Annotated in this window: 29 protein-coding genes; 24 read left to right on the top strand and 5 right to left on the bottom strand. The window is 46.9% G+C overall.

What is annotated here, in order from left to right:
- Window positions 1-157 precede the first annotated feature (157 nt).
- Genes AS034_RS21670 through AS034_RS21660 form a run of 3 tightly spaced genes read left to right on the top strand, consistent with a single transcriptional unit; the run spans window position 158 to window position 3989 of the window.
- On the top strand, window positions 158-1684 hold the full coding sequence (locus tag AS034_RS21670) for a phytoene desaturase family protein (protein WP_058300109.1): 1527 nt from the start codon (window positions 158-160) through the stop codon (window positions 1682-1684).
- Window positions 1685-3154 carry a phytoene desaturase family protein gene (locus tag AS034_RS21665; RefSeq protein WP_058300108.1) on the top strand — a complete coding sequence of 490 codons (1470 nt, stop codon included), beginning with the start codon at window positions 1685-1687 and terminating at the stop codon, window positions 3152-3154.
- Window positions 3147-3989 carry a phytoene/squalene synthase family protein gene (locus AS034_RS21660; protein ID WP_082641766.1) on the top strand — a complete coding sequence of 281 codons (843 nt, stop codon included), beginning with the start codon at window positions 3147-3149 and terminating at the stop codon, window positions 3987-3989. The genes AS034_RS21665 and AS034_RS21660 overlap by 8 nt, the downstream gene beginning before the upstream one ends.
- Window positions 3990-4426: 437 nt before the next feature.
- Here AS034_RS21660 and AS034_RS21655 read toward each other — a convergent pair whose 3' ends face one another.
- Both AS034_RS21655 and AS034_RS21650 read right to left on the bottom strand, forming a co-directional pair.
- Window positions 4427-4831 carry a carboxymuconolactone decarboxylase family protein gene (locus tag AS034_RS21655; RefSeq protein ID WP_058300106.1) on the bottom strand — a complete coding sequence of 135 codons (405 nt, stop codon included), beginning with the start codon at window positions 4829-4831 and terminating at the stop codon, window positions 4427-4429.
- A gap of 103 nt (window positions 4832-4934) precedes the next feature.
- Complete coding sequence (locus AS034_RS21650) at window positions 4935-5816, bottom strand: LysR family transcriptional regulator (RefSeq protein WP_058300105.1); 882 nt, start codon at window positions 5814-5816, stop codon at window positions 4935-4937.
- Window positions 5817-5990: 174 nt separating this feature from the next.
- Between AS034_RS21650 and AS034_RS21645 the strand changes: the two genes are divergently transcribed.
- From AS034_RS21645 to AS034_RS21630, 4 genes are all read left to right on the top strand, one after another.
- A complete protein-coding gene (locus AS034_RS21645; RefSeq protein WP_058300104.1) occupies window positions 5991-7274 on the top strand; it encodes a GntP family permease in 1284 nt (427 codons plus the stop codon).
- Window positions 7275-7524: 250 nt separating this feature from the next.
- The gene (locus AS034_RS21640) at window positions 7525-8301 is read left to right on the top strand and encodes a 3-hydroxybutyrate dehydrogenase (protein ID WP_058300103.1); all 777 of its coding nucleotides are present in this window, start codon (window positions 7525-7527) and stop codon (window positions 8299-8301) included.
- Window positions 8302-8437: 136 nt separating this feature from the next.
- Entirely contained in the window at window positions 8438-9415 is a 978-nt protein-coding gene (locus AS034_RS21635; RefSeq protein WP_058300102.1) for a DUF3231 family protein, read from the top strand.
- A 167-nt stretch (window positions 9416-9582) separates the two neighbouring features.
- Window positions 9583-10893 carry a uracil/xanthine transporter gene (locus AS034_RS21630; RefSeq protein WP_058300101.1) on the top strand — a complete coding sequence of 437 codons (1311 nt, stop codon included), beginning with the start codon at window positions 9583-9585 and terminating at the stop codon, window positions 10891-10893.
- 99 nt (window positions 10894-10992) lie between these two features.
- On the opposite strand, the gene AS034_RS21625 is transcribed toward AS034_RS21630, so the two are convergent.
- Window positions 10993-12123 (bottom strand): M14 family metallopeptidase, encoded by a 1131-nt coding sequence (locus tag AS034_RS21625; RefSeq protein ID WP_058300100.1) that lies wholly within the window; start codon window positions 12121-12123, stop codon window positions 10993-10995.
- 465 nt (window positions 12124-12588) lie between these two features.
- Here AS034_RS21625 and AS034_RS21620 point away from each other — a divergent pair, with 465 nt between their 5' ends.
- Both AS034_RS21620 and AS034_RS21615 read left to right on the top strand, forming a co-directional pair.
- The gene (locus tag AS034_RS21620) at window positions 12589-13770 is read left to right on the top strand and encodes a ParM/StbA family protein (RefSeq protein ID WP_032087045.1); all 1182 of its coding nucleotides are present in this window, start codon (window positions 12589-12591) and stop codon (window positions 13768-13770) included.
- Window positions 13771-13779: 9 nt separating this feature from the next.
- Entirely contained in the window at window positions 13780-14382 is a 603-nt protein-coding gene (locus tag AS034_RS21615) for a hypothetical protein (RefSeq protein WP_032087044.1), read from the top strand.
- A 61-nt stretch (window positions 14383-14443) separates the two neighbouring features.
- Here AS034_RS21615 and AS034_RS21610 read toward each other — a convergent pair whose 3' ends face one another.
- Window positions 14444-15775 (bottom strand): APC family permease, encoded by a 1332-nt coding sequence (locus tag AS034_RS21610; protein ID WP_058300099.1) that lies wholly within the window; start codon window positions 15773-15775, stop codon window positions 14444-14446.
- Between the two features lie 130 nt (window positions 15776-15905).
- Here AS034_RS21610 and AS034_RS21605 point away from each other — a divergent pair, with 130 nt between their 5' ends.
- The 15 genes from AS034_RS21605 (at window position 15906) to gvpU (ending at window position 24189) form a co-directional block, all read left to right on the top strand.
- A complete protein-coding gene (locus AS034_RS21605; RefSeq protein WP_058300098.1) occupies window positions 15906-16274 on the top strand; it encodes a DUF488 domain-containing protein in 369 nt (122 codons plus the stop codon).
- Between the two features lie 762 nt (window positions 16275-17036).
- Window positions 17037-17303, top strand: coding sequence for a gas vesicle structural protein GvpA (gvpA, locus tag AS034_RS21600; protein ID WP_032087041.1), 267 nt, complete (start codon window positions 17037-17039; stop codon window positions 17301-17303).
- A gap of 57 nt (window positions 17304-17360) precedes the next feature.
- A complete protein-coding gene (gvpT, locus tag AS034_RS21595; RefSeq protein WP_058300097.1) occupies window positions 17361-17873 on the top strand; it encodes a GvpT/GvpP family gas vesicle accessory protein in 513 nt (170 codons plus the stop codon).
- A gap of 39 nt (window positions 17874-17912) precedes the next feature.
- Window positions 17913-18404, top strand: coding sequence for a gas vesicle protein GvpQ (gene gvpQ / locus AS034_RS21590; protein ID WP_058300096.1), 492 nt, complete (start codon window positions 17913-17915; stop codon window positions 18402-18404).
- 26 nt (window positions 18405-18430) lie between these two features.
- Window positions 18431-18691: a gas vesicle protein GvpJ gene (gene gvpJ / locus AS034_RS21585; protein ID WP_032087038.1), complete on the top strand. Its 261-nt coding sequence runs from the start codon at window positions 18431-18433 to the stop codon at window positions 18689-18691.
- 105 nt (window positions 18692-18796) lie between these two features.
- Window positions 18797-19063, top strand: coding sequence for a gas vesicle protein GvpO (gene gvpO / locus AS034_RS21580; RefSeq protein WP_058300095.1), 267 nt, complete (start codon window positions 18797-18799; stop codon window positions 19061-19063).
- Window positions 19064-19089: 26 nt separating this feature from the next.
- Window positions 19090-20007 carry a gas vesicle protein GvpN gene (gene gvpN / locus AS034_RS21575; RefSeq protein ID WP_058300094.1) on the top strand — a complete coding sequence of 306 codons (918 nt, stop codon included), beginning with the start codon at window positions 19090-19092 and terminating at the stop codon, window positions 20005-20007.
- Between the two features lie 18 nt (window positions 20008-20025).
- On the top strand, window positions 20026-20790 hold the full coding sequence (locus tag AS034_RS21570; protein WP_058300093.1) for a GvpL/GvpF family gas vesicle protein: 765 nt from the start codon (window positions 20026-20028) through the stop codon (window positions 20788-20790).
- Complete coding sequence (locus tag AS034_RS21565) at window positions 20787-21044, top strand: gas vesicle protein GvpG (protein ID WP_058300092.1); 258 nt, start codon at window positions 20787-20789, stop codon at window positions 21042-21044. Before AS034_RS21570 ends, AS034_RS21565 begins: the two co-directional genes overlap by 4 nt.
- Before the next feature lie 10 nt (window positions 21045-21054).
- Window positions 21055-21861, top strand: coding sequence for a GvpL/GvpF family gas vesicle protein (locus AS034_RS21560; protein ID WP_058300091.1), 807 nt, complete (start codon window positions 21055-21057; stop codon window positions 21859-21861).
- A gap of 74 nt (window positions 21862-21935) precedes the next feature.
- Complete coding sequence (locus AS034_RS21555) at window positions 21936-22208, top strand: gas vesicle protein (protein WP_032087032.1); 273 nt, start codon at window positions 21936-21938, stop codon at window positions 22206-22208.
- The gene (locus AS034_RS21550; RefSeq protein WP_058300090.1) at window positions 22177-22467 is read left to right on the top strand and encodes a gas vesicle protein K; all 291 of its coding nucleotides are present in this window, start codon (window positions 22177-22179) and stop codon (window positions 22465-22467) included. Before AS034_RS21555 ends, AS034_RS21550 begins: the two co-directional genes overlap by 32 nt.
- A 33-nt stretch (window positions 22468-22500) precedes the next feature.
- Window positions 22501-22833: a gas vesicle protein gene (locus AS034_RS21545; RefSeq protein ID WP_058300089.1), complete on the top strand. Its 333-nt coding sequence runs from the start codon at window positions 22501-22503 to the stop codon at window positions 22831-22833.
- A gap of 26 nt (window positions 22834-22859) precedes the next feature.
- Window positions 22860-23750, top strand: coding sequence for a GvpT/GvpP family gas vesicle accessory protein (gene gvpT, locus AS034_RS22860; protein ID WP_058300088.1), 891 nt, complete (start codon window positions 22860-22862; stop codon window positions 23748-23750).
- A 37-nt stretch (window positions 23751-23787) separates the two neighbouring features.
- Window positions 23788-24189: a gas vesicle accessory protein GvpU gene (gene gvpU / locus AS034_RS21535; RefSeq protein ID WP_058300087.1), complete on the top strand. Its 402-nt coding sequence runs from the start codon at window positions 23788-23790 to the stop codon at window positions 24187-24189.
- Between the two features lie 98 nt (window positions 24190-24287).
- Here the strand turns inward: gvpU and AS034_RS21530 are convergent, their stop codons facing one another.
- On the bottom strand, window positions 24288-24629 hold the full coding sequence (locus AS034_RS21530; RefSeq protein ID WP_058300086.1) for a hypothetical protein: 342 nt from the start codon (window positions 24627-24629) through the stop codon (window positions 24288-24290).
- Window positions 24630-25372 lie beyond the last annotated feature (743 nt).

The raw sequence follows: 25372 nt of genomic DNA, 5'->3' as shown, positions 1-25372 counted from the left end.
TTTATAAAAATTAATTAGCAGTTTTTTACTGGTATAACGCCTTTTTCACAAGGTTTTACCTCTCTTTGCACATTTTGCAGGAGGTTATGAGTGGCAATTAAATTTCAACCTATGTATAATGATTGTATAACTTTTGTACGACTGGGAGGTCTTGTGAATGAAAAAGCGGATCATCGTTGTTGGCGCAGGTCCCGGCGGCTTGGCGGCTTCAATGCTTCTGTCAGCCAGGGGATATGATGTGAATGTGTTTGAAAAGCAGGAGTATGTCGGCGGCCGCAATGCCGAGATCCGGCTGGGAGATTTCAAGTTCGATATGGGACCGACGTTTCTTTCAATGTTTCATATTGTCGAAGAATTATTCTCCGCTGCGGACCGGAAAGCGGCGGATTACATGGAGGCGGTCGAACTCAAGTCCATGTACGAATTGATCTTCGATAACCGCAGAGTCGTCATGTCACGGGACCGGGAGCGCATGAAACAGGAAATCGAAACCCATTATCCTGGCAACGGCGAAGGGTATGAACGCTTCATGAAGGAAACCGCGAAGAAGATGGAGGCGCTCTCTCCGGTCCTGCAGTCGAAGATGGACCGCTTCATGCATTACTTTCAGCCCAAGGTGCTCCAGGCACTCCCGGAACTTGAACTCGGACGCTCCCTCTACGATGTGCTGTCGCGTTATTTTACCGAAGAGGAACTGAAGCTCGCCTTCACATTCCAGTCAAAATATCTCGGCATGTCGCCGTGGGAATGCCCCGGTGCCTTCTCGATCCTCTCCTATATGGAACATGCCTATGGTGTCTTCCACCCGATCGGCGGCGTGAATCAGCTTTCAAAGGCGATGGCGCGTGTGACGGAGGAACACGGGGGGAAGATCCACACCGGCTGCGGGGTGAAGAGCCTGTGGATCGAAGGGAAAAAGGTAAAGGGAGTCCACCTTGAAGACGGCCGGAGCGTGGAGGCGGATGAGGTCATCATCAACAGCGATTTCGCCCATGCGATGACAAAACTCGTCGAGGGGAAGCAGCTGAAGAAGTACTCGCCTAAAAAGCTCGCGAAGAAGAAATATTCGTGCTCGACCTTCATGCTGTATCTTGGTCTCGACACGATTTATGAAGAGCTGCCCCATCATACGATCGCTTTTTCAAAAGACTACAAAAAGAACGTCGAGGAAATCACGAAGGAGAAAATCCTGTCTGAAGATTCCTCCCTTTACATCCAAAATGCAAGTGTGACCGACCCGACACTTGCGCCTGAAGGGAAGTCCGCACTCTATATACTGGCGCCGGTGCCGAATAACTTCAGCGGCATCGACTGGGAACGGGAAAAAGATACATTCCGTGAACTCATCCTGAAGACGGTAGAAGAAAAGACTGGAATCAAAAATCTTGAAGCTCACATAGAGGTGGAGAAAATGATCACGCCAAAGAACTGGGAACAAGATTTATTTGTCTATCAGGGAGCCACATTCAATCTGGGGCATCAGCTGTCGCAGATGATGGTGTTCAGGCCTCATAACCGCTTTGAAGAACTGGAGTGCTGCTGGCTCGTCGGCGGCGGGACCCATCCGGGCAGCGGACTGCCGACCATCCTTGAATCGGCCCGGATCACAGCCAACGGCATCCTGGAACAGGATATGCAGGATTCGATCCCTGTATCGCCTCTTCCCGTTGTGGAGGGATTGTAAATGAATACAGCCATAATCGGAGGCGGCGTCGGCGGTCTGATGAGCGCCCTGCTCTTATCGAAACAGGGTGTGGACGTGACCCTTTATGAAAAAGAATCCTATCTCGGGGGCAGATTGACGTTCGTTGAACGCGACGGTTTCCGGATCGACCAGGGACCGACGATCGTCCTCCTTCCCGACATGTTCCGTGCCCTACTGGAAGAAGCGGGTATTTCCCGGGACCGATACGAACTGATCCCATGTGATCCGTTCTATTCCCTCGAGTTTCCCGACGGTCTCTCGTTCACGAAATACCCCGATCACGAACGGCATCTTGAAGAAGTGGAGCGGGTATTTCCTGGCGAGATTGATGGATATCTTCGATTTTTACAAGAAGGAAATGAACGGTTCGAAATCGGAAGGGAAGCATTCCTTGAGGAGTCATTCGTGAATCCGCTCGATTTCTGGAAACCGGCCAACCTCAAGAAGCTTCTGAAACTGAAACCCTATCAATCCATCCATTCCTTGATGTCCCGCTATTTCAGGGACGAACGGCTGCAGGCGGTCTACGCCCTCCAGTCCCTTTACATCGGCGGGAACCCGTTCAAGTCGCCTGCGATGTATTCACTGGTATCCTTTGCTGAACACCAATTCGGCATCCACTACCTGAAAGGCGGATATGCAAGCCTCGTCCCGATCCTTGAAGAAGAGCTGCGGAGGCGGAATGTAATCATCCATCTGAACACTGAAATCAAAGAGATTGTAAAAGAGGGCAGCAGGGTGACGGGCATTCGGACCGAGGGCGGTACCACGTCCTATGATTCTGTTGTTTTCAATGGGGACTTCCCGGCTGTCGACCCGCTGGTGAAGCGGAAGCAGACGAGGAAATACGAACCTTCATCCGGCTGCGTTCTCCTTTATTTTGGACTGAATAAAGTATATGAAGACGCGAACGTCCATCACTATCTCATGGGAGAGGATTTTTCCCGTCATATGAAGGATGTGTTCGATGACAAAAAAATCCCGGATGATCCGGCGATTTATACGTTCCATCCGTCGAAGATCGATGACAGCCTGGCACCTGAGGGGAAAGGCGTCCTCTACGCACTTGTCCCGGTTCCATCTGGTACGGATATTGACTGGGAAAGTCAGCAGGAGTGGATCGACGGGCTCATCGACCGTCTGGAAGAAAGGGCCTTTCCGGGTCTCCGCGATGCGGTCGAATGGATGGAAATCCGGACGCCGCTTGATGCAGAGAGATTCGGTCTCCATAAGGGCGGAAGCTTCGGAGTTGCACCGACCCTCTTCCAGTCCGGCGTATTCAGGCCCCAGGTCAAGCCGTATCATATCGACAATCTCTACGCAGTCGGCGCATCGATCCACCCGGGCGGCGGCATCCCGCTTGTCATGCAGGGGGCGAAACTGATGGCCGATCAGCTTTTAAGCGATCAGAAAGATCCCGCGATAAAAGGAGTGAATGTTCATGTGTAGTGTAAAAGAAGCGTATAAACAATGTGAAGTCGTCATAAAGCATCACAGCAAAACCTTTTACAAAGCCTTTTCCCTGCTGCCGAAAGATGAACGTAACGCCGTGTGGGCCGTCTATTCCTTCTGTCGCAGGGTCGACGACATCGTGGACGAAGGCAGGAACCCGGAAGCGGAACTGGTCCTGTTCAAAGCGGAATTTGATCAGTTTTTAAAAGGGGAGTATGATGCGGAGAATCCGTCGTGGCTTGCCCTCGATGATGTATTCGGCCGCTACGAGATGGACGCCCGGGCTTTCCATGACCTCATCAAGGGTCAGGAGATGGATTTGACGATCAATCGCTATGAAACGCTTGATGACCTGCTGGACTACTCCTATCATGTCGCAAGCACGGTCGGCCTGATGCTGCTGCCGATCCTTGCTCCGGGTAAGACGGATGTGCTGAAGGATGGCGGTATCTCGCTCGGACTTGCCATGCAGCTCACGAATATCCTGCGGGATATCAGCGAGGACCTGGACCGCGACCGGATATATCTTCCTCAGGAGCTGATGAGGAAGCACGGCGTGACGGAATGTATGCTGAGGGCAGGCGTCGTCGATGACTCCTTCATCAGCCTCTGGGAAGAGATTGCTTCGGAAGCTGAGAGCCTATACGCGGAAGCGTTCAAAACGATGAAGGAATACCCGCTTTCTTCCCGTATTCCGGTTAGGGGTGCAGCCTATCTGTACCGGGAGATCCTGCCGACGATCCGTTCGAAGAAGCATAAGGTTTTCGGTCAGAAGCACTATGTGGATGAAGAGACGAAGAAAGAGATCGTGGTCGGGTTGAGCTCGCTTTGATGGAGGAGCAGATTCAGGTGCTCTTCGAAGAGAGCTCAATTTGACAGCAGAGTTGGTGATCAAGTTGGATAGTTGTGCATGTTGAAGCTCACTTTGGATAATGAAGTGGGCTTTTTTGTGATTTGTGGAGAGATAGCTTGATTCCCGCCGGGGCTTACGACTGTTGGCAGGTGTTTTTTAGGGTGATTTGGAGTGGGGGCCGGGGGTATAGGGCCGGATTTATGGGCGGGATTTTTGATTTAAGAGCGAAGTCTTTTCGTTTAAGGGCGGAATTTTCAATATAAGGGCGAAATACACAGACTTATGAGCGAACTGGCGATTTTTCGACAAATTTTGCTAAACATAATACCTCAAATACATTGTGGGGTATTAACTGATGACCGTCGCAAGCGAGCAATAATGAATGACGCAGAGGAAGCCCCTGCGCCGCTCAAACATTATGCCGTTTCTTCACCCGCCCTGATGGAAAACACCTTCTTCGCGACCTTCAAAGCATTCAGAACACGCGGGAATCCTGTGTATGGGATGAGCTGGGTGATCGCCTCGACGATTTCCTTCTGCGTGAGTCCTGCAGTCAGCCCTGTGTTCAGGTGCAGTTCCAATTGAGGCTCCGTCCCCTGCGTGACAAGGGATGAGATCGTGACGAGCGCTCGTTGTTTATTGCTCAGGCCATCCCTCGTATAAATATTACCGTAAGCAAACTCGATGATGTATTTTGCGACATCAGGAGCGATGTCCTGCAAATCGTCTGCAATCTTCAAATGTGTTGAAGCATTCTCCCTATCCTTCACTGTATATTCCATTAATTTTTCCATGCCGTGTTCATAACGCTTGTCATTCATAAGTGGTTACCTCCTGTGTTGTGAGTACAGGGTTAACTATAAATGACGTTTGTTTATGCGTAAAATACATATTAATTATTTAAACTATGCACTCATTGAATAATTAATGATTGAAATCCTTCAGCATCTTAATGAATTCTTCCGCGGCATGGGACACATATCTTCCTTTTTTCGTGATGATTCCCAGATCCCAGGGGATAGACGGATTAGAGATCGGAATGGCCTTGACCTGGTCCTGATTCACTTTATTCTTAATCGACTGCGGAAAAATTGAGACGCCCAGGTTCTCCCCGATCATCCCGGAAATGAAATCCCACTGGGAGCTTTCATATGAAATATGCGGATAGAACCCGGCATTCTGGCACTCCTCTATAATCCTGCCGTGCAGGGCGAAGTCTTCGCTGAAAAGGATGAATGATTCTGATTCGAGTTCGTTCATTTCAACTTGTTCCTTCACCGCAAAAGGATGGGAAGCATGGACGAAGAGCATCATTTTTTCTGAAACGAACGGTGTGATATCAAAGATCTCATCATCCATTGGCAGTACGACGATTCCCAAGTCGAGCAGCCCGTCCCCGACCATTTCCTCGATCTTATTCGCTCCTTCTTCAATCAGCTCAATTTCGATGTCCGGATACGCACTCTTGAACGTCCGGATGATCGCCGGGAAAAATAGAAAGCCGATGAGCGGCGGGATTCCGACTTTGATTTTCCCGCGCTTCAGGTTCATCAGGTCATAGAGGTGGGTAGACAGGTGATTCACGGATTCGAGGATCATCTGCCCCTGCTCAAACACGATGCTGCCTGCCTCCGTCAGTTCGATCTGGCGGGAAGAGCGGTCGATGAGGGCGACCTGGAGTTCCTCTTCAAGACTCTTCACCATTTTGCTCAGGGATGGCTGGGAAACATGCAGCACCTGTGAGGCCTTCGTGAAACTTTTATGCTTGGCTACTTCATGAAAGTAGGTGAGTTGGCGGATATCCATGGTTTAACATCCTTTCTACATATAACTTTTTTGCATAATACTTATTCCAACAATTCATTTTACTTATTTATTATGCAGGAGTAAAATCACAGACGTGAAAAAAACAGACAACTGAAAGGGAGACGCGATTGATGAAAGCGCACTCTCTCTTTTTAATGGGAAGAAGGGAATAGATTGTTAAGTATCAGTATCGGATTGATCCTGCTGATGGTATTTGCCTATCTGGGCTGGTCCATCATCTGGATCGCTCCTGTCGTATCCGGGATTGTGGCCCTCCTGAGCGGCCTTGATCTCATGGATGCCTACACGAATACGTATATGTCCGGCTTTGTGGACTTCGCGAAAAAATGGTTTCCGATATTCCTGCTCGGCGCGGTATTCGGAAAGCTGATGGAGGATACGGGAGCGGCTAAATCAGTCGCATTGCAAATCACGAAAATGATCGGGGAGAAGCGCGCCATCCTTGGCGTGCTGGCGGCAGCGGCCATCCTGACCTACGGGGGCGTCAGTCTTTTTGTGGTCGTTTTCGCCATTTATCCGATCGCCGTCGCATTATTTAAAAAAGCAAATATCTCACGGAAGCTGATCGCCCCGACGATTGTGCTCGGGGCCTTCACGTTTACGATGACGGCCGTACCGGGCACGCCGCAGATCCAGAATCTGATCCCGATGCCCACTTTCGGCACAGATCCGATGGCCGGCTCCTTCATGGGGATTGCGGCCACCCTGATCATGGCCGTCGGAGGCTATTTTTGGCTCTCTTACCGAGAGAAGAAAATGTCGGCTGCAGGGGATACATTCAAAGAGCTGAAAGGTGAAAAAGAGGAAGACGATAACGAGACCAGGCTTCCGAACTGGATCTTTTCCCTCGCACCACTTCTGTTGGTCGTCATCCTGCTGAACGGGATCAAAATCGATCCGCTTCCCTCGCTGCTTGCCGGGATTGCTGCAATCCTGCTCATCAACATAGGGCAGTACAAAAAATTCATCCCTTCAATCAATGAAGGGGCAAAGGGTTCCGTCATGGCGATCATCAATACGAGTGCGGCCGTCGGCTTCGGCGCCGTGGTCACAAGCGTACCGGAATTCAAGGACATCACCGGCATCATGCTCGGCGTATCAAGCAACCCGCTTGTGTCAGAGTCTCTGATCGTCCAGATCCTGGCGATGATCACCGGTTCGGCATCCGGCGGGATGGGAATTGCGCTTCAGGCACTCGGAGACACATACGCCAATCTGGCGCAGTCAACGGGAATGAACCCGGAGGCCTTTCACCGCATGGCAGCCATTGCTTCAGGGGCATCGATCCTGCCGCATAACGGTGCGCTGCTGACCCTGCTCGCCGTCACAAAAGTATCGCACAAAGACTGCTACAAAGACGTCTTCATGGTAGGCCTCGTCATCCCGACCATCGCCATGATCGCCGGTATCATCATGGCTACTATCGGTATTATTTAAAAAAATTCTGGTTCGACGGGAAATTGTATTGAATGTGTAATCAATTTAATTAATCAAATTTTGTCCTAAAGTTAAGTAATGTAATAATCGTTGCCAGCTGTTGGTTGGAGTGCAAGACGAAGACTCCTGCGGGAAGAGTAGCTTATGTGAGACCCCGCAGGAGCGTAAGCGCCGAGGAGGCTCACGGGCTACCCGCGGAAAGCGAAGTCTTGCACGGAAACCAACAGCGGTATTAAAAGGAGTGTTCACAATGGTTGAAAATAAAGTCGTTGTCATTACAGGTTCTGCAAGTGGGATTGGATATGAAATCGGTAAAACATTCGCGGAAAACGGAAGCAAGGTCGTGCTCACAGACTTGAACACGGAAGGCGTGGAAACAGCTGCAAAGGGTCTCCGCGACCTTGGCTTCGAAGCAATCGGACTAAAAGCAGATGTCACCAGCGAAGATGACATCAAAAACATGATCGAAGCAGCACGTGAAAAATACGGACGCGTCGATGTCCTCATCAACAATGCGGGACTTCAGCATGTATCCCCGATCGAGGATTTCCCGACAGCCAAATTCGAACTGATGCAGAAAATCATGCTGACAGCACCGTTCATCGCTACAAAATATGCCTTCCCTATCATGAAGGAACAAGGCTTCGGCCGCATCATCAATGTGGCATCCATCAACGGACTGATCGGTTTTGCCGGCAAAGCGGCTTATAACAGCGCGAAGCACGGGGTGATCGGTCTGACGAAGGTCGCTGCCCTTGAAAGCGCGGCGCACGGAGTGACAGTAAATGCCCTTTGCCCGGGTTATGTAGATACCCCGCTTGTACGTGGACAATTGAAGGATATCTCAGAAACAAGAGGGGTGCCTTTGGAAAAAGTATTGGAAGAGGTCATCTACCCGCTTGTTCCTCAGCAGCGCCTTCTGGATGTCAGCGAAATTGCCGACTACGCAATGTTCCTTTCCAGTGAAAAAGCAAAGAGTGTGACCGGCCAGGCGATCGTTATCGACGGCGGTTATACTGCCCAATAATTCCATCAATCCTCCCGTCTGCTGCAGGCGGGAGTTTTTTAATTGTGTCAAATGCCAAAGATGAATGACATTTTCCATAAGGTCCATACTACTATTAACCGGCAGCACCACGATAAATTGTATGGAGGAAAAGACCATGCCCGACAAACCAGCTTTATCTTCGTCAGAAATAGCTGTCTTGTGGACTACATACCAGCAAAAGACGATGTTCCTAAGGATGCTTGAATATCTGATCAAACATGCGGACGATGCAAAGGCAAAAACGATCATGGAAGATCTGCATGAAGAAACCAATGTATATCCTCATAAAATAAAGACGATGTTTCAAGAGGAAGGTGCTTCGGTGCCGATCGGCTTTACGGAGGAGGACGTTCATCTTGACGCCCCAAAGCTTTATGAAAACGGGTTCGATATCACGCTTGTCCGGATGATCAAGGAAATCAGTATGGGGATGCATACGCTGAGTATCACGATGTCCTACCGTGAAGACGTGATCGAGATGTTCCAGACACTGACCGCCATCACCCAGAAGTATTATGCCATCTGCACAAACTATCTCCTGGAAAAAGGGCAGCTTACACGCCCACCGTTCGTTCCGATGCCAAAATCGGTTGGATTCATAAAAGATACAAGTTATTTAGGCGGTATCACCCCTATGTCGAAATCCAGACACTTGAACATGGTGGAAGTGGCCAATTTGTATCATGGGGTGGAAGCGAATGTAGCGGGGAGCATCATGATCGATGGGTTTGCACAGGTCGCACATGAGAAAGACGCGCGCAAATTTTTTGAAAGAGGCAGCCAAATCGCCAAGGATATCGTTCATGACCTGAGTAAAAAGATGCTTGAAAGCAAGCTTCAGGTTCCCATCGCGTCAAATGGCAACGTGACGGAATCCACCACAGCGCCGTTTTCGGATAAATTGATGATGTACTGTGTGAGCCTGTTCTGCAGCTTTTCGGTAGGAAGCGGTTCGATCGGGACGGCATTCAGCCTCAGGAATGACCTTCCTGCAAAAATGGTCATCATCATGCAGGATATCTTCGCATATGCCCATGACGGAGCGAAGATCATGATCAAGCACGGATGGATGGAAGAGCCGCCTCAGACTTAACAGGGAGACACCTCGGAATGATTTCGGGTGTCTTTTTATTTTGTGCGGGCCAGTTTTTTCTGGATGATTTTGAAAAGTTAGTGAGTCTAAATAGGATTCCGAAGGGTTTCGTAGAATACTTATTATAATAAGTATTTCTTAGAGTAAGAGGTTCAGGAGGGCTTTATATGAAAAAGTTATCAACTGCCGAAGCGGCTTTTTCAGCCGTCCAATGGCTGTTTTTTATTTTTGCCAATACAGTGGTCGTGCCGATTTCAGTCGGGATGGCATTCGAGCTGCCTTCCCATGAAATCGCCGTGATCCTCCGGAGTTCCCTCATTTTCACAGGGATTGCCTGCATGCTGCAAGGGCTGATCGGACATAAATATCCGCTGATGGAAGGACATTCAGGGGTCATGTGGGGAGTCGTGCTCAATCTTTGCGCCGCCGCACCGGCCCTTGGGATGAGTCTCCCTTCTGTCGGGGGCGGGATCGCCACCGGTATGCTCCTGGCCGGGGCAGCGGTCATTGTGCTGTGGGCACTTGGGCTGCTGTCTCTGATACCTCGGATTTTTACGCCGATGGTCATGAGCGTCTATCTATTCCTGTTGACCTTTCAGCTGATCCTGATCTTTTTTAAAGGGATGTTGAGCATTTCCGAAGATGGTCAATTAATCCTGCCAGCAAGTCTCTTTTCCATATCGGTTGCTGTATTGGTCAGTCTGTTGAAAATAAAAGGGACGCCCCTCCTAAGCAATTTTTCAATTCTGATCGGGATGGTAGCGGGCTGGATCGGCTATCTTCTTTTATTTCCCTCAGATACGCCGGCAAGTGCGGCAGCGGGGAGTTCTTTTTTTATTTTGTTCCCATTTGGTGCGCCCAACCTGAATATGGGCATCATTTTCATCACGTTCCTGGCAAGCTTGATGAACCTCAGCAATACGCTGGCATCCGTTCAGGCTGCAGCGCAGCTCTACGGTGAAAAGCCCAGCGGGAAAAGGTATACGAGCTCATATTTATTGTCCGGCATCTACTCGATTGTCGGGGCTTTGTCCGGACTGGTTTCCTATGCCCCTTTCGCTTCGTCGATCGGCTTCCTGGAAAGCACGAGGATCCTCCAAATAAGGCCGTTCCTTATCGGGGGTGCCCTTATGTCCCTTTTGGGGATCGTACCGTTCCTGGGGGGCGTACTGGCCACTCTGCCCGTCACAGTAGGAAACGCTGTCCTGTTCACCGCCTATCTGCAGCTGTTCGGCACGTCACTCAAGAGCCTGCGGGGAACCGTGTTCGATTCTGTGACGATTTATCGAATCGCGGCCCCTGTGCTCATCGGGGTATCCATCATGAACATGGACCCGGCTTTATTCACAAGCCTGCCCATTTTCGTCCAGCCGATCATCTCCAATGGATTCATCGTCGGTGTTCTTGTATCAATAGCGCTCGAAAAACTGGTGAATTGGGAAGTGGAAGAGGGGAGGAAGCAAAGGAAGTCAGCATAAGAGTGACAAGAGGCAATGGTCAGGTTACTGAAAAAAGCTCCCGCCGGCGTATGCTGCCGAGGGAGCTTTTGCAGATTGGTTTCAGGATAAGTTCAGTATTCAGGTTGAGGTTAAAATTCCTTCTTCGCCCAGTACAGCTTCCATGCCGAGTCTTCCTTCAGCAAGGACGGACTTCTTCCAGTCATCGTTCAGGGGATAGAACATTTCCCTGAACTCAGAGAGGATCCATTCCCGGTCCTCCTGCTTTTCAGCACCTTCCCAGTAAAGGCGGTTCTCAAGGACGATGGTCATGAATTCCCTGAGTTCCGCTTTCTTCCCTGTACCGAATGTACCGAATTCGAATAGGGCGGAAAATAAATAGGTGGATGGGTACTGCTCGTTCTTCAGTTTGTGAAAGTGGTTGGTGGAATCACCTTTTACTTTCTCAGGTGTGAATTTTTGGATGTTACGCAGGTCGAATTTTGTTTTTAGTTCCTCTTCTTCCCGTTTATCTTCCGATGAAACGACCATTGTGATCTCATTGGACGGGCCAAGTGCTGTATGCCAGTCCATATGGATGACACGTGAATAGTCGGATAATAGTTTGTTTTGTATCTTTTTCAGGAATACGGCCGTTTCTTCCTCTTTTTCGCCACCATAATAAACCCCGCGCTCAAACTGGAACTGCCCCATCCCTTTCGCTTCCTTGATGGCGCTGTAGCCTTCTTCGGCAAGGGCCTTGACCAGCTGCGCCTGCAGTTTCATCTTTTCTTTTGATAAGTCCTTGATCTTCCCGTGGGGAAGGAATAACTCACTTTCTCTTTCGTAATACTCATTCACATCTTCAGGCACTGAAGAACGGTTATACAAGTAATTTCGATTCAAATCGACATTATTTTCGGTCACCCGCCTGAAGTTTCTCATCCCCCAAGGGTTAAGGGCATGTATAAAACAGATGCCCGTCGTATTCGGGTCCACGCGGTCCAAGTATTCTTCTGTAAACAGATGGATCATGGCAGCACCTGCATAGCCTTCTATTCCATGTTCACCTGACGTGAAGAATAATACCTGCTGATTTGTTTCTTTCGCATCGGCAGCAATCATATCGATGGTATTGTCTTCTTCTTTCCCTATTGAAGTGGTCGTCAGTTCCGCATCCGGCCACCTTTCTTTGATTTTTTGAAAGTGCTTGCGGAATGTGTTCCTCGATTGTTCATAATCCGTTGGAAAATAATTTAATCGTCCATTCATTGCTCATCATCCTCATCTATTTATTTTATTCCCTTGATTTGATCCTCTGTTTTTCACTCATTTGTTTTCTTTCAGACCTATTTCCCCGTTTGCTTTTTCATAAACAGCCGATTTCTACACAGATTCCAAATTTTACAACATGAAAAATGGTAGTTTAATAGAATCTCATTGTCCTATATTTTAGCCAAATAATGGTTGTTTACAAATATGTATACTTGTATACGTTTTCGTACACAATTGTAGACAAATATGTATACAAGTATACAAATGCGTACACATGTTGATATATCAGTATGTGTACAGTATTGTGTACAACGATACATAAATGTATACAAATAGGTCGAACATTACAGTTGTGTGATAGAGTTGAAAGTAGGATTGACCGGAGGCCGGAAGTGATTTAATCTTTGATTAAGAGTTTAAATTTTTCATAAATTTTTACTTCTATATGAAAGGATGATTTTTTTGACGAACTCTCGAATTGCTGCAATTGATGTAGGTAATGATTCCCTTAAAGGTATTTTTGGAAAATTAGACAGTGAACTGAATATCCCCAATGTAATTGCTAGGGACATTGAAGATCGTCCGATTATCGGGATCGAGGAACTGGACAAGCAAGACCCTCTAGATGGCATACATATCCGCGTCCACTCCCCTGCCCTGCAGGATAATAACGCAATTTACCGTGTCGGTAATCTGGCGACGAAGAGCAACAACTCAACTGAATTGGATCCGGGGAGCAGTAAATCGGAAGAAGATCAAACATTGGTTATGCTGTTTGCTTCATTGGCACTTGATGCTGCTGAACAGGATTCACTATTCAAAAAGAATAATAATGTCATAGAAGCAAATTACACACTTGGTACGGGTCTTCCCCTTCGTGAAGTAAAAGAAGGAAAAGACGTCGGCTACCGTTCGAAGCTGCTTGGATCTGTCCATCAGGTTGAATTCCTTGTGACACCGCGCCACCAGGGCATCAAGGTGAATATCAAGTTTGATGAAGTGAAGGTGTATCCTGAAGGATTCGCGGCATTCATCAATCTTGTGATGGACAATAACGGCAATATCATCAATAAGGATCTGATCGATAAGCGCATCCTCATCCAGGATATCGGCGGCCTTTCTACTGATATCGCTGTGATCAAGAACCGTAAAGTGGATGATGACAAAGCACAGGGCTTCAATCTCGGTGTGTCTGAATCACTGGAATTGATCCGTGAAGAAATCCGTTCGAAATACGGCATCGAACTCGACAGCCGTCGAGATGTCGTTGAAATCATCACGAAGAAAAATGACCGCAATCACATCATGGTCAAAGGAAGCCGTACAAGCGTTCATGAGATTGTCGACCGCATCCTTGTCGAGCTTGCGAAGAAACAGTACCGCCACCTCCGCAATATGTGGCAGAAGAATTCCCAGACGGAAATCTGCTACTTCATCGGCGGCGGATCCAGCGTTCTTAAGGAATATATCAAGACGCTCAATAACAATCTGGACGGCTATAACATCGACTTCTTCGAAGACGAAAATGAAAGCATCTGGATGATGGCCAATGCGTATTACAAACTAATCGCTGATTTCTCAAGAAAGAATCAACAGCAGAACCAAAAGAAAGAAGACGAGAAAAAGTTAGCGAAAACCAAATAGGGTGATTGTATGAAAGAAAAGGGGATGTCAAGGGGGCAGCCAATCACGTTCCGCCTCCCCTCCGATACGCCGGATCATATTTTGAAGCATTTGCAGAAGCTCAAGGAAACAGAGAAGCGGAATTTCTCGAGTAAGATTGCAGAACTTGTCGTAAACGGGATCAATGAGTCTGTCTCGAAGCAGCGGGAAGCGATTACCATACCGCTGCCGAGGGCACTGGACAAATCCCAGCGCGACTGGCTGAAGCATGAACACTCGGAGGCACTGCTCGGCAGCATCGTCTATCAGTTATTGACGAATCCTGTCAGGACCGCTTCCCTGCTTACCCCTCTCAACAGCAATGCAATGGATGTGGATGACGTGCTGTTCCATCAACAGGAGGAAACGGCTGCAAGCCAGGATTCTTCCCGTGAATGGTCGCTTGATTCGGTCATCGGGGAGGATGGACAGGAGCCGGAAGTGGAAGAGAGATCTCATTCCACTGATGAAGACCTCGACGGCTTTGATTGGGAAAGTGCCATGAAATCACGACAGCCGGAAGAGGATGAAGAGCCGAAGGAAGAAAGCATGGAAGACCTGCTCGGCGACTTTCTTTCGCAGATGAACAAATAGATAAATCAACATGGAAGGCCCGTTCCTCACTGCTCTGAAGTAGTGAAGGACGGGCCTTTTTTTAATGGTCGTGGTCCATATCGGAATCTTCTTCGGGGTCACGATCCTTCAGGAAAAAGTATTCTCCCACAAAAATCAGGATCATAAAGACGATGGAGACACCGACAACGAGCAAATCTGATTGAACTTTTACCCATATGAAGGCTGCAAGGACGATGGCATCGAGCACGAGGGCGGTCAGGACGATGGCCGGATTGGCCTTTACTTTGTTTCTGAGATGCTTGAACACGCCCCAGTGGACCATCATATCCATCACAAGGTAAAGGATCGCCCCCATGGATGCAATCCTGCTTAAATCAAAGAAGATCGTCAGAAGCATCGCAGCTACAATTGTGTAGACCAGCGTGTGCTTTTGGATTGATCCAGGCATGCCGAAATGTTTATGGGGGATCAATTTCATATCCGTCAGCATGGCAAGCATGCGGGAAACCGCGAATACACTGGCGATGATACCGGTGATCGTCGCGATAATTGCGATAACGACCGTAAACCACAGCCCCATATCGCCGAATGCCGGCCTGGCTGCTTCAGCAAGGGAATAATCCTTCGCTTTGATGATTTCGGTTAAGGAAAGATTGCTCGAAACAGCCCATGCGAGCAGCAGGTAAACGACCAGACTGATTAAGATGGAAATCGTAATCGCCCTTCCTACATTCTTCTTGGGCTTCTTGATTTCAGAACCACTGTTGGTGATTGTGGTGAACCCTTTAAATGAGAGGATGGTCAGTGCCACTGCAGCGATATAACTTGCCATTGAAGGGTCTGGCGGATTCGCTCCCCCTTCGGCAGGTTCAAAAGCAAATCCGGCCACCCATAAACCGGCAATCGCGAAAACGGCCAGTCCTGCAATTTTAATAAGGGAAGCGATGCCCGTGAAGGTCTGGATGAAGCTGTTTCCTGATATATTCACCAGAAAGGCAAACGTCAATAAGCCGACCCCCAATAAGGGAATGAGGTAATCGGACTGCTTTCCATCCACCAGCTGAAGGGTGTAGGTGCCGAATGTCCTTGCCACGAGACTCTGGTTGATGACCATCGAAAAGGCCATCAGCAGCGCGGCGGATGCGGTCAGCGTCCCTTTTCCGTACGCCTTGACCAAATACATCCCGATCCCGCCGGCAGAGGGATATTGATTACTCATTTTTACATAGGAATAAGCACTGAAGCCGGTCACAATTCCCCCGGCAATAAATATAAGCGGGAACCAGGCGCCGGAAAGCTCTGCCACCTGTCCGAGCAGGGCGAAGATCCCTGCACTGATCATCACCCCGGTGCCGAGACCGACTGCCCCGGTCAGGGTGATGCTGTCTTTTTTATAATTCGAATCAGACATTTTTCCACCTCACTATATCTAAGTTTTCTTCGTCTATGCCTCTTGTATACCCAGGGAGTATGCAGATTAAATGCAGAAATTGTTATGAGCCGGGGACAAGGGGTATAAATACTGAAAAGGAGTGATGGAGATGCCGGTCAAAATCAAACGTGCATACGAAGAAAAATCCGACGGTGACGGAGTCCGCATACTCGTTGACAGACTGTGGCCGCGGGGAAAATCAAAAGAGGAACTCGCGGTCGACCACTGGATGAAACAGGCGGCCCCTTCTCCCGATTTGCGAAAATGGTTCGACCACGACCCGGATAAGTTTGATGAGTTTAAAGAGAAATACAAGGACGAACTTCATAATGATGAGGACAAACAAGAAGCCCTGGAAGAGCTGAAGAGGATCGTGAAGGAAGAAAAGAAGGATGTCAGCCTGATTTACGGAGCGAAGGAAGAAGAGCATAACCATGCGATTGTTTTAAAGGAAATCCTTGATCGACAGCAGGTATAAGGAAATTGTGATTTGCAGATCCGGCGGTGGTTCGCCGGATTTTTGTTTTGAAGGGTGATCACCATTGATTAACGGAGGAGGTTTGATGGAAACTGGATGTAACGATAATAATAACGTTTTACCGATAATAATAGCGCTTTATAGATAATAAGAAGGTCGTTTCGATAGAATAAATTGGCTTAACGAAATTTTCGATTAATAATGAATAGCTTTACAGCAGTCGATCCACTAAAGCCTCTTATGAGAAGGTGAAAAATCCAGAAAGTCTTCTTTATTTATAGAGATTATATAAAATAATGCACTGTTTTTGCATGAAGCTCGTTTATTCCAACAGTTGATTGAAGTGCAGGACGAGGAGGCTCCCCGAGTGCCCGCCCCAAAGCGAAGTCCTGCATGGAAATCACCTGCATCGTTAGAAAGTCCTCAACCGATTCATACAACCTCCGCTCATTAAATCCACCCTGAAACAAAAATCATCCAACTGTAATCAATTTGTCTTAATTGACTCCCTACCACACCCCGAAATCAAAAAATCCTTGTCAATCCTGAACTCTGTTTATTACATGAACGCCGCTATCTTCCGAAACAAATATAAAAAATACCAGTTAACTTCAAATATTATCCACACAAGGTTTCAAGACCCAATAACCGAGGTAAACATCGACTAAACCGAATAACAAACCGTTGTGAATTTGACCTTTGACATCGTCTGGATGTGAAAAAGAAGAACCAGACAACTTCCATTAAGAGAGGAGTGAAAGGATGAGTATTCAAAAGACTACGGACAGTTCCAGCCTCGCAGAAGTAATCGACAGGATTCTGGACAAAGGGATCGTAATCGATGCATTTGCCAGGGTTTCACTGGTAGGTATTGAAATTCTTACAGTCGAAGCAAGAGTCGTCATAGCATCAGTCGATACCTGGCTGCGCTATGCTGAAGCAGTCGGCCTCCTCCGCGATGAGGTCGAAGAAGAAGGACTTCCGCAACAGGATAATGAACGAAACAAACAATCAGCATTTAACGTGTAACTGTATGAGCTGATTATTCTCATATAAAAAAAGTTTTAGAAAAGAGGATGAACTTCAATGGCAGAAAAGGAAAAACAGAAAAAATCAAATCAAGAAGAAAATACGAACCAGCAACAAGAAGACAAGAACAACCAGACAGAATCAAATGAGGGCAGCCGCTCCGGTGTGAACGTCAATTACGCCATCATTGGCGGGGTTGTCGGCGCAGGTGTCGGCCTTCTGAGTCACCCGGGCACCAGCAAAAAGATCGCAGGCAGCCTCGGTAAATCAGAAGTCGTACGTATGGCGGGGAACGAACTGCGCAGGTCTGCACAGGAATTCATCACTGAGCAGGCGCTTATCACCCTGAGACAGACAGCGGCAGGATATGTAAGCAAGTACGAGAACGGCTTATTGCCTTTCAGTAAGAAAAAAGATGAAGGCGGGCAAGAAGAGGAACAACAAGAACCAACTTCCTCTTCAAATCAAAACGATGAAATCGAGGAAATCAAAGAAGAAAACAAGAATCTGAATGAGCGCTTGGAACGCATTGAAGAAATGCTCAGCAGCCTTGTGGAGTCAAAAAAGTAACCGTTCAACTGAATTGGGCGTTTCCGAAGGGGGAATGACATGGGTAAGTCAGCAGCAAAAAAAGCAGCCGGCAAAGTGGCTGAAACAATCGTCGAACACACCCCTGAACCAGTCAAGGAAAAAGTGAAGGACAAGGTAAAGGAAAAAGCTAAGGAAAAATTCGTGGAAGGCGTCCAGGACAAAGTTGAAGGCGGTATTCAGTCAAAAGCAAACGAAGCTTCGGAGAAACTTGAAAAAGCGAAGGACAAAAACGCAGATAAGGTCCATACAAAAGCCGAGGAAGCCAAAGAAAAAGTACAGGAAGTTCTCCTGGATGTACGGGAGAAGCTTGGAAATGCCAAGGAAGCCGGTGAAGAATTTCAGGATAAGATATCTTCATCAAATAAAGACAAAACCAAACTGAAAGGTGTCTCTGATATTAAGGGAGTCAACGATATCAAGAGCTCGATGGAAATCAAGAGTTCGACTGATATCAAAAGCTCCACCAACATTAAATCATCGACGGACATCAAAACAATCAGTTCAAGGTAACAGCAACGAAAGGAGATTTTTTAATCATGGCCATACAAAAGACAACAGACAGTTCCAGTTTAGCAGAGGTTATTGACCGTATCTTGGATAAAGGGATCGTCATCGATGCCTTCGCCCGCGTATCAGTGGTCGGAATTGAGATCCTGACAATTGAAGCGAGGGTCGTTATCGCAAGTGTCGATACTTGGTTGCGTTATGCAGAGGCAGTCGGACTGCTTCGTGATGATGTGGAAGAGAACGGCCTTGCCACACAACAAAATGAGAGAAGTTCACAATTCAGTATTTAATGGCTGAACATTAGGGGAAAGTAAACAGGAGATCGATTTAGATCACCAGGTGATTCGATTCGAATCACCTCTCCCTTTTTTATGTTTCAGACGAAGGAGGCCTTTATGAAAATCAAGGAGATCATGGGTAATGTTTCTGATTTCTTCAATGAAAACGTGGCGCCGGTCCATAAGATCACTTCCGTGGAAGTAAGGGAAGAAGAAGGCTGGCGGGTTATTGTAGAAGTCATTGAAGAAAAAGAATACATGAAGAAATACGCCAAGGATGAAATGCTGGGCACATATGAAGCACTTCTTGATAAGGACAAAGAAGTCGTGTCGTTCAAACGGCTAGAAGTCCGATACAGAAGTGCGATCGGACAGGAAATGTAACGGCAGGCGGCTAAGGGGGAATCAGCTTGACAGTCTTACGGAACACAATCAAAAAAGACAGCAGGGCCATCGTGCAGGATGATGACACGAAGGAGTTGATGACTCGCTCGCTTCATTATCTGAAAGCCGGTTACCCTATACACTTTACAGGCCCTTCGGGAGCCGGGAAAACCTCCCTTGCACTCGCTCTAGCCAAAAAACGAAAACGGCCGGTCATGCTCATTCATGGTAATCATGAACTGAATAACCGCGATTTGATCGGTGATTTTACAGGATACACAAGTAAAAAGGTCGTCGACCAATATGTACGGTCCGTTTACAAAAAGGATGAAAACGTAACGGAAACCTGGAGGGACGGCCGTCTTTTAGAAGCAGCAAAGAATGGATATACACTTGTATACGATGAATTTACAAGATCGCAGCCAACGACGAATAATATCTTTTTATCAATATTGGAAGAGGGAGTCATTCCCCTCTATGGTACGAAACTGACGGAGCCTTTCGTAAAGGTCCATCCTGAATTCTCGGTGATTTTCACCAGCAATCCGGCAGAATACGCAGGTGTCTATGAGACACAGGACGCACTTCTGGACCGTATGATCACCATCCCGGTTGATTTCATGGACAGTGAGCGTGAAGCCATGATTGTGTCGGAGAAAGCCGATCTGGTAATAGAGGAAGCGAGAACGATCACATCGCTTATCGCGAAGTTGCGGGAACAATGTACGAAGGAAAACGAACACGGGCCGAGCTTGCGTGCTTCATTGATGATTGCAAGGCTCGCCATTGAACTTGATATCCCCATAGACGGTGAGAATGAAGAATTCAGGCGTCTATGTATTGATATAGCAGGAAACAGCATGACACGCGGCGTTGAAGCTGAAAACCCGAGAGAAAAAGCGGAACAACTAATCATAGAGGCATGCAAAAGTATGAACGGATAAGCAAAGGAGAGTCGACTTATGAGCCAGGAGAATGGAATTTATGTATTCTGTGCAATTCAGACGGACAAAGAAGAAGCATTCAATGCAGTCGAATTAGAAGGCGAAAAGCGTGACGTATTTACGATTAATTATAAAGATGCCGCCATGGTGGCAGCGGAAGTTCCGATGAAGATCTACCATCCGAAGAAAGACAATCTGATGATGCATCAGAAGGCCGTATCGGAAGTGATGAGCAAGAATGATACTGTCATCCCCATTTCTTTCGGGAATGTCTTTCAAAGCGAAGAAGATGTAGAGGCACTTCTTGAAAACCTTTATCCTCAATTTGAAAAGCTCTTCCCGGCCATCAAAGGCAAGATTGAAATAGGCCTTAAGGTGATCGGCAAGAAAGAATATCTTGAAAAAATGGTGAAAGAACATCCAGAGATGGAGAAAATGTCTTCCTCCGTAAAAGGAAAATCAGAATCAGCCGCCTATTACGACCGGATCAAGCTGGGCGGGATGGCGCAAAAACTCTTCACTTCCCTCCAGGAAGAAATGAAGAAGGAAATCTTCGAGCCCCTTGAAGAAACAGCTGAAGCAGCAAAGGCAAATGAGCCTTCAAGTGAGACAATGCTTCTCAATGCAGCCTTCCTGATCGACCGCGATAAGGAAGAACTATTCGATCAAAAGGTGAATGAAGCACATGAAAAGTGGAAGGATAAGGTCGACTTTCATTACAGCGGACCATGGCCGGCATATAACTTCGTGAACATCCGTTTGAAGGTGGAAGAAGCGGGATGATCCATAAGTTGGTCAGTGCGCCGATCAATATGGTCATCAAAGTCGGAGAAAAGATCAAAGAAGAAGCCGACAAGGAGCTGTACGACCTGCCTACCATCCAGCAAAAGCTGATTCAGCTGCAAATGATGTATGAACTTGGTGAAATACCTGAAGAAGCCTTTCAGGAAAAAGAAGACGAGCTGCTTGCCCGGTATGAAATTGCAAAGCAGCGTGAAATGGAACAGTGGGAAGAATTGACGAAGAAGAAGGAATGAAGGTGAAAAGATGAGCGATTTACTTTATCTATATGGCTTGATCCCGGCGAATGAAGCAAAAGAAGAGCCCCTTCCATCAATCAAAGGGTTTGACGGGGAAGGAGAGCTTTACACGATCGACACCGGGGATGTAACGGCCATAGTATGCTCGATCGATTCCGAAACCCATTCGGAGGAAGACTTAAAGGATAAGATCGAAAATGATATGGAGTGGCTGCAGGAGAAAGCCTTCCATCATCATGAAACCGTCTTGATGGTATCAAAGATGTACACGATCGTCCCGTTGAAATTCTGTACGCTTTATAAAAGCGAGGACAGCCTGAAAGACACCGTGGAAGGAAACCGCAATAAGCTTTTGAACACCTTCTCCAAATTGAAGGGTAATGAAGAATGGAATCTCAAGATTTTCTGCAATGATAAAGAGCTCAGGGAAGAAGTGAGCAGCAGCAATCCGGCGATAGAAGAAAAACGCAAAGAAATCAGTGAATTGCCGAAAGGAAGGCAGTTTTTTGAAAAGAAAAAGATCGACCAGCTGATCGATCAAGAGCTTGAAAACGAGAAAAACCGGATTTGTGAAGAAGTCCATGAAAAGCTGAAGGAAAAGGCGATAGAAGGCAGTGTCAAGAAAAACTGGGGAAAGGACGTCACCGGGCGCAAGGAAAATATGGCCTGGAACAGCGTGTTCCTCATTGCCGAAGACAAAGTCGATCAGTTCACCGATGAAGTGAACCGGTACAAGGAACAACTCGGGAAATCTGGATGGAGCTTTGAAGCCTCTGGTCCCTGGCCTCCTTACCATTTCTCAAGTTTTTCATAAAATTGCCTGTTTCAGGAACTTCCGCCGCGGGAACTTAAAGAAGTATAAGAGAGAATGGAAAGGGATGGTGAGCTATGACTGTAAGAGAATCAATTGAGAACAAAGATATAGCACTCATAGACATATTAGACGTGATTCTCGACAAAGGTGTAGCCATCAAAGGAGACCTCGTGATTTCGATTGCAGGGGTCGATCTCGTCTATTTGGACCTTAGAGTATTAATTTCCTCGGTGGAAACACTGGTACAGCATAAAAATGGAACACGCAAAGAAATAAACTCTGAAAAACTTGATAGAGAGAAGGAGGAATTGATTCATGCAACAGGTCAGCCAGACAAATGGGCGTAGCAGGATCAACTTCGATTCGGATAATCCGGAGGACGGTTTGGCACAGCTTGTCCTCACAGTCATCGAACTTGTAAGGCAAATTGTCGAAAGGCATGCGATGAGACGGGTCGAAGGCGGCACGCTGACAGATCAGCAGGTTGAGGATCTCGGCGTTGCCCTGATGAATCTTGAGGAAAAGATGGAAGAGCTGAAAGAAATCTTCGGTCTTGATGCAGAAGACCTTAATATAGATCTCGGACCTCTGGGGAGTTTGATGTAAGGCATTCCCACCGGTTCAAAGGAGGACAACAACATGGCTATGGAACATTCAATGCAGTCGAATACAATTGTGGATGTTTTAGAGAAAGTCCTGGATAAAGGGGTTGTCATCGCAGGAGACATAACGGTCGGGATCGCCGATGTCGAACTATTGACCATCAAAATCCGTTTAATCGTCGCTTCCGTGGATAAAGCAAAGGAAATCGGCATGGACTGGTGGGAAAATGATCCGTACCTCAGCTCCAAAGCAGCTGACAACAATACCAGGGCACTCGAAGAAGAAAACAAAAAGCTCCAGGAACGTCTCGAATCACTCGAGAAAAAGATGGACTCTAATCGTTTAAATGCTACTAATCAATCAAATTAAAAACATAAATCGGAGGGTTTTGAATCATGGCAGAAAAAAACACTAAAGTTGAAGATACGACAGTTGAAAATCAAGAGAACAAATCGACAAGTGATAAAAAGAAAAGAATGAGCGGTCCAATCAAGCGAACGGTCGCAGGAAGCGTCCTCGGCGCCACAGTCGGATACCTTGCCACCCCTGAAAACGGGAAAAAGCTGCTTGATTCAATCGACCAGGAAAAACTGAAAAGTAAATCCCTGGACTTCGGGAAAGCAGCAAAAGAAAAATCCAGAAGTGCGGTCACTTCGCTAAGATCGTCCACAGCAAGCCTGTTCAAGCGTGATAAGAACACGGATGAAAATGAAGAAAAGAATGATAATGTGGAAGAAGAGAATGAAACAACATTAAGCTCAGATCAATCAGATCAATCAGATCAATCCGATGACCAAGAGTCCAGCAGCGACAAAGACTATGAATCTCTTAAACAGGAAAACGAACAGCTTAACGACCGCCTGCAAAAACTTGAGGATATGCTGACAAAACTCACTGAACAGGGTGAGGATGCAGACGACGAAGAAGAGGACGAGGACGAGGAAGAAGAATCAAAGTCCAAAAAGAACACGAAAAAAGCGTCCAAGAAAAAAGCAGACGATGATGAAGAGAATACAGACGAAGACCAAGATGATAACGATGAAGAAGATGATAATTCAGACGACGTAAAGAACGAAGACGACTCTGAAGATGAAAATGAAGAAGATGAAGACAAAGATGAAGACAATAAGGATGATAAGAAAAAAGATAAATCATCAAATTCATCTAAAAGTAAAAAACGCTCAACACGCAAATCTTCTAAATCTAAGAAATCATCATCTAAAAAAGAAGATGACAACGAAGACGAAGAAACAACACTTTCTAGTGACGACGACACATCTTCTTAATTCTTAACAGGCAGACAGACAGGAGGGAATAGTAAACATGAGCTTAGGATCTGGTGCAGATAAAGATTCAATCCTTGAATTTTTTGTACAGGCAGCCAATAAGCATGATTTTACATTGGACATCACCCTGAATGTTAATGGTGCTGTCATTACTGGAACACTCATTTCTGCTAAAGATTACTTTGACGCGCTGAGCGAAAACTTTGAAGACGGCAGCGATGTTGCGCAGAAACTGAGTGAAGAGCTTGCCAAGGCAGGCGAGCAGGTGGAAGACGGCGCCCTGAGTGAAGCCAATTTCATTCATTTGAAAAACACGAAAGTCTACTGCGGCGACAACAAGCCCACTCCTTCGAAAGGGAAAATCCTTTGGAGAGGCAAGCTGAGTGAAGTGAACGGATTCTTCCTGGGGAAGATATCCGAGTCGAAGAGCAGTAAATAATCATATATGGTTGATTAAAAACGCCCGGGGCTGAACCTTCGGGCGTTTGTTTTTGCATTGTGGCGGCATGCCTTGGGGTTCTGTCAGGCACATTCCTGTTATTTTATATTCATAGCGTTGATTGTACTGACCTTATTGTTACGGAAGCTGATAGAGACGAATGAATTTGGGGTCGTCCCGTCCCATACATAGCTTACCTGGTGTGCCTTCGTTCCGGGTTTTCCCGACTCGCCCTGCTGTTTCCCTCCCCCGCCGATGATTTTGATCACTTCTTCGAGCTCCGTGCCTTTTGTGATCTTTGAGAACTCCTCCTGAGTGATTTCGGGTGTATTCGTTTCCTGGCTAGAGGTGGTGCCGGTGCCAGTTTCGGTCGTGGAGCAGGCAGTCAAGGACAGGAACAGGCAGCCTGTGATCAGGATTGCGCTTATTCTATTTTTCATTGTTTTTCCCCCTTGTGGATTCTTTTATAGATATAACTGGGGGTGTGTGGGGATTGTTTCAAAATTGTTTGTTTTTTAGATGTGAATACATCAGTTTGTTTATTTAAAGGTAGTTAAAGCGGTGACTTGCCCGGTTGGGCTTATGCCATGTGCCTCTAAGCCGTAGAGTTGGACAGTCCCTTTCTGACGAATAAAGAGAGGAGCTCCACGCTCGTCCACGGAAAGCGAAGTCTTGAACGGAAATCAAAAGCGGCTTTTAAGCAGGAATTTCGATAAGGTACACCGTTTTACGGAGGTAGAAGATTATTCCTAATCGAGGTTAAGGGTTTCTTCACGTACGGCAGCGGGTAAACAATACATAACAAAGGAGGTTGCCTTTTATGAAAGGATTATTCAGAAAATTGATCAAATGGGGACCTATCGTCTACCCGATCTATAAGAAATACCGGAATAAAAGAAGATCTCGTAAATCGATGACGTATTAATGTGAAAAAGCAGCCTGCGGGCTGTTTTTTTGTGGGTTTAGAGTTGTTTGGAGGGAGTTTTGAGTGGTGAAGAGTTAGAAATACATGCTGTATGGGGTATTTTAGAAGGTTAAGAAGAAAAATATGATCCATTCTGAGGATTTATGGTCCATTTCAGAGATTTATGATCCAAATCTGAATTTTATGATCCATTCCTCTACGACCCCCTAATTCCTTTGGACACATTTGTACTGAAAAAAGTACACTAGAGACATAAAT

The sequence above is a fragment of the [Bacillus] enclensis genome (genome assembly GCF_001456935.1).
Classification (GTDB): Bacteria; Bacillota; Bacilli; order Bacillales; family Bacillaceae_B; genus Rossellomorea; species Rossellomorea enclensis.
This window is presented reverse-complemented; position numbering and strand designations above follow the sequence as displayed.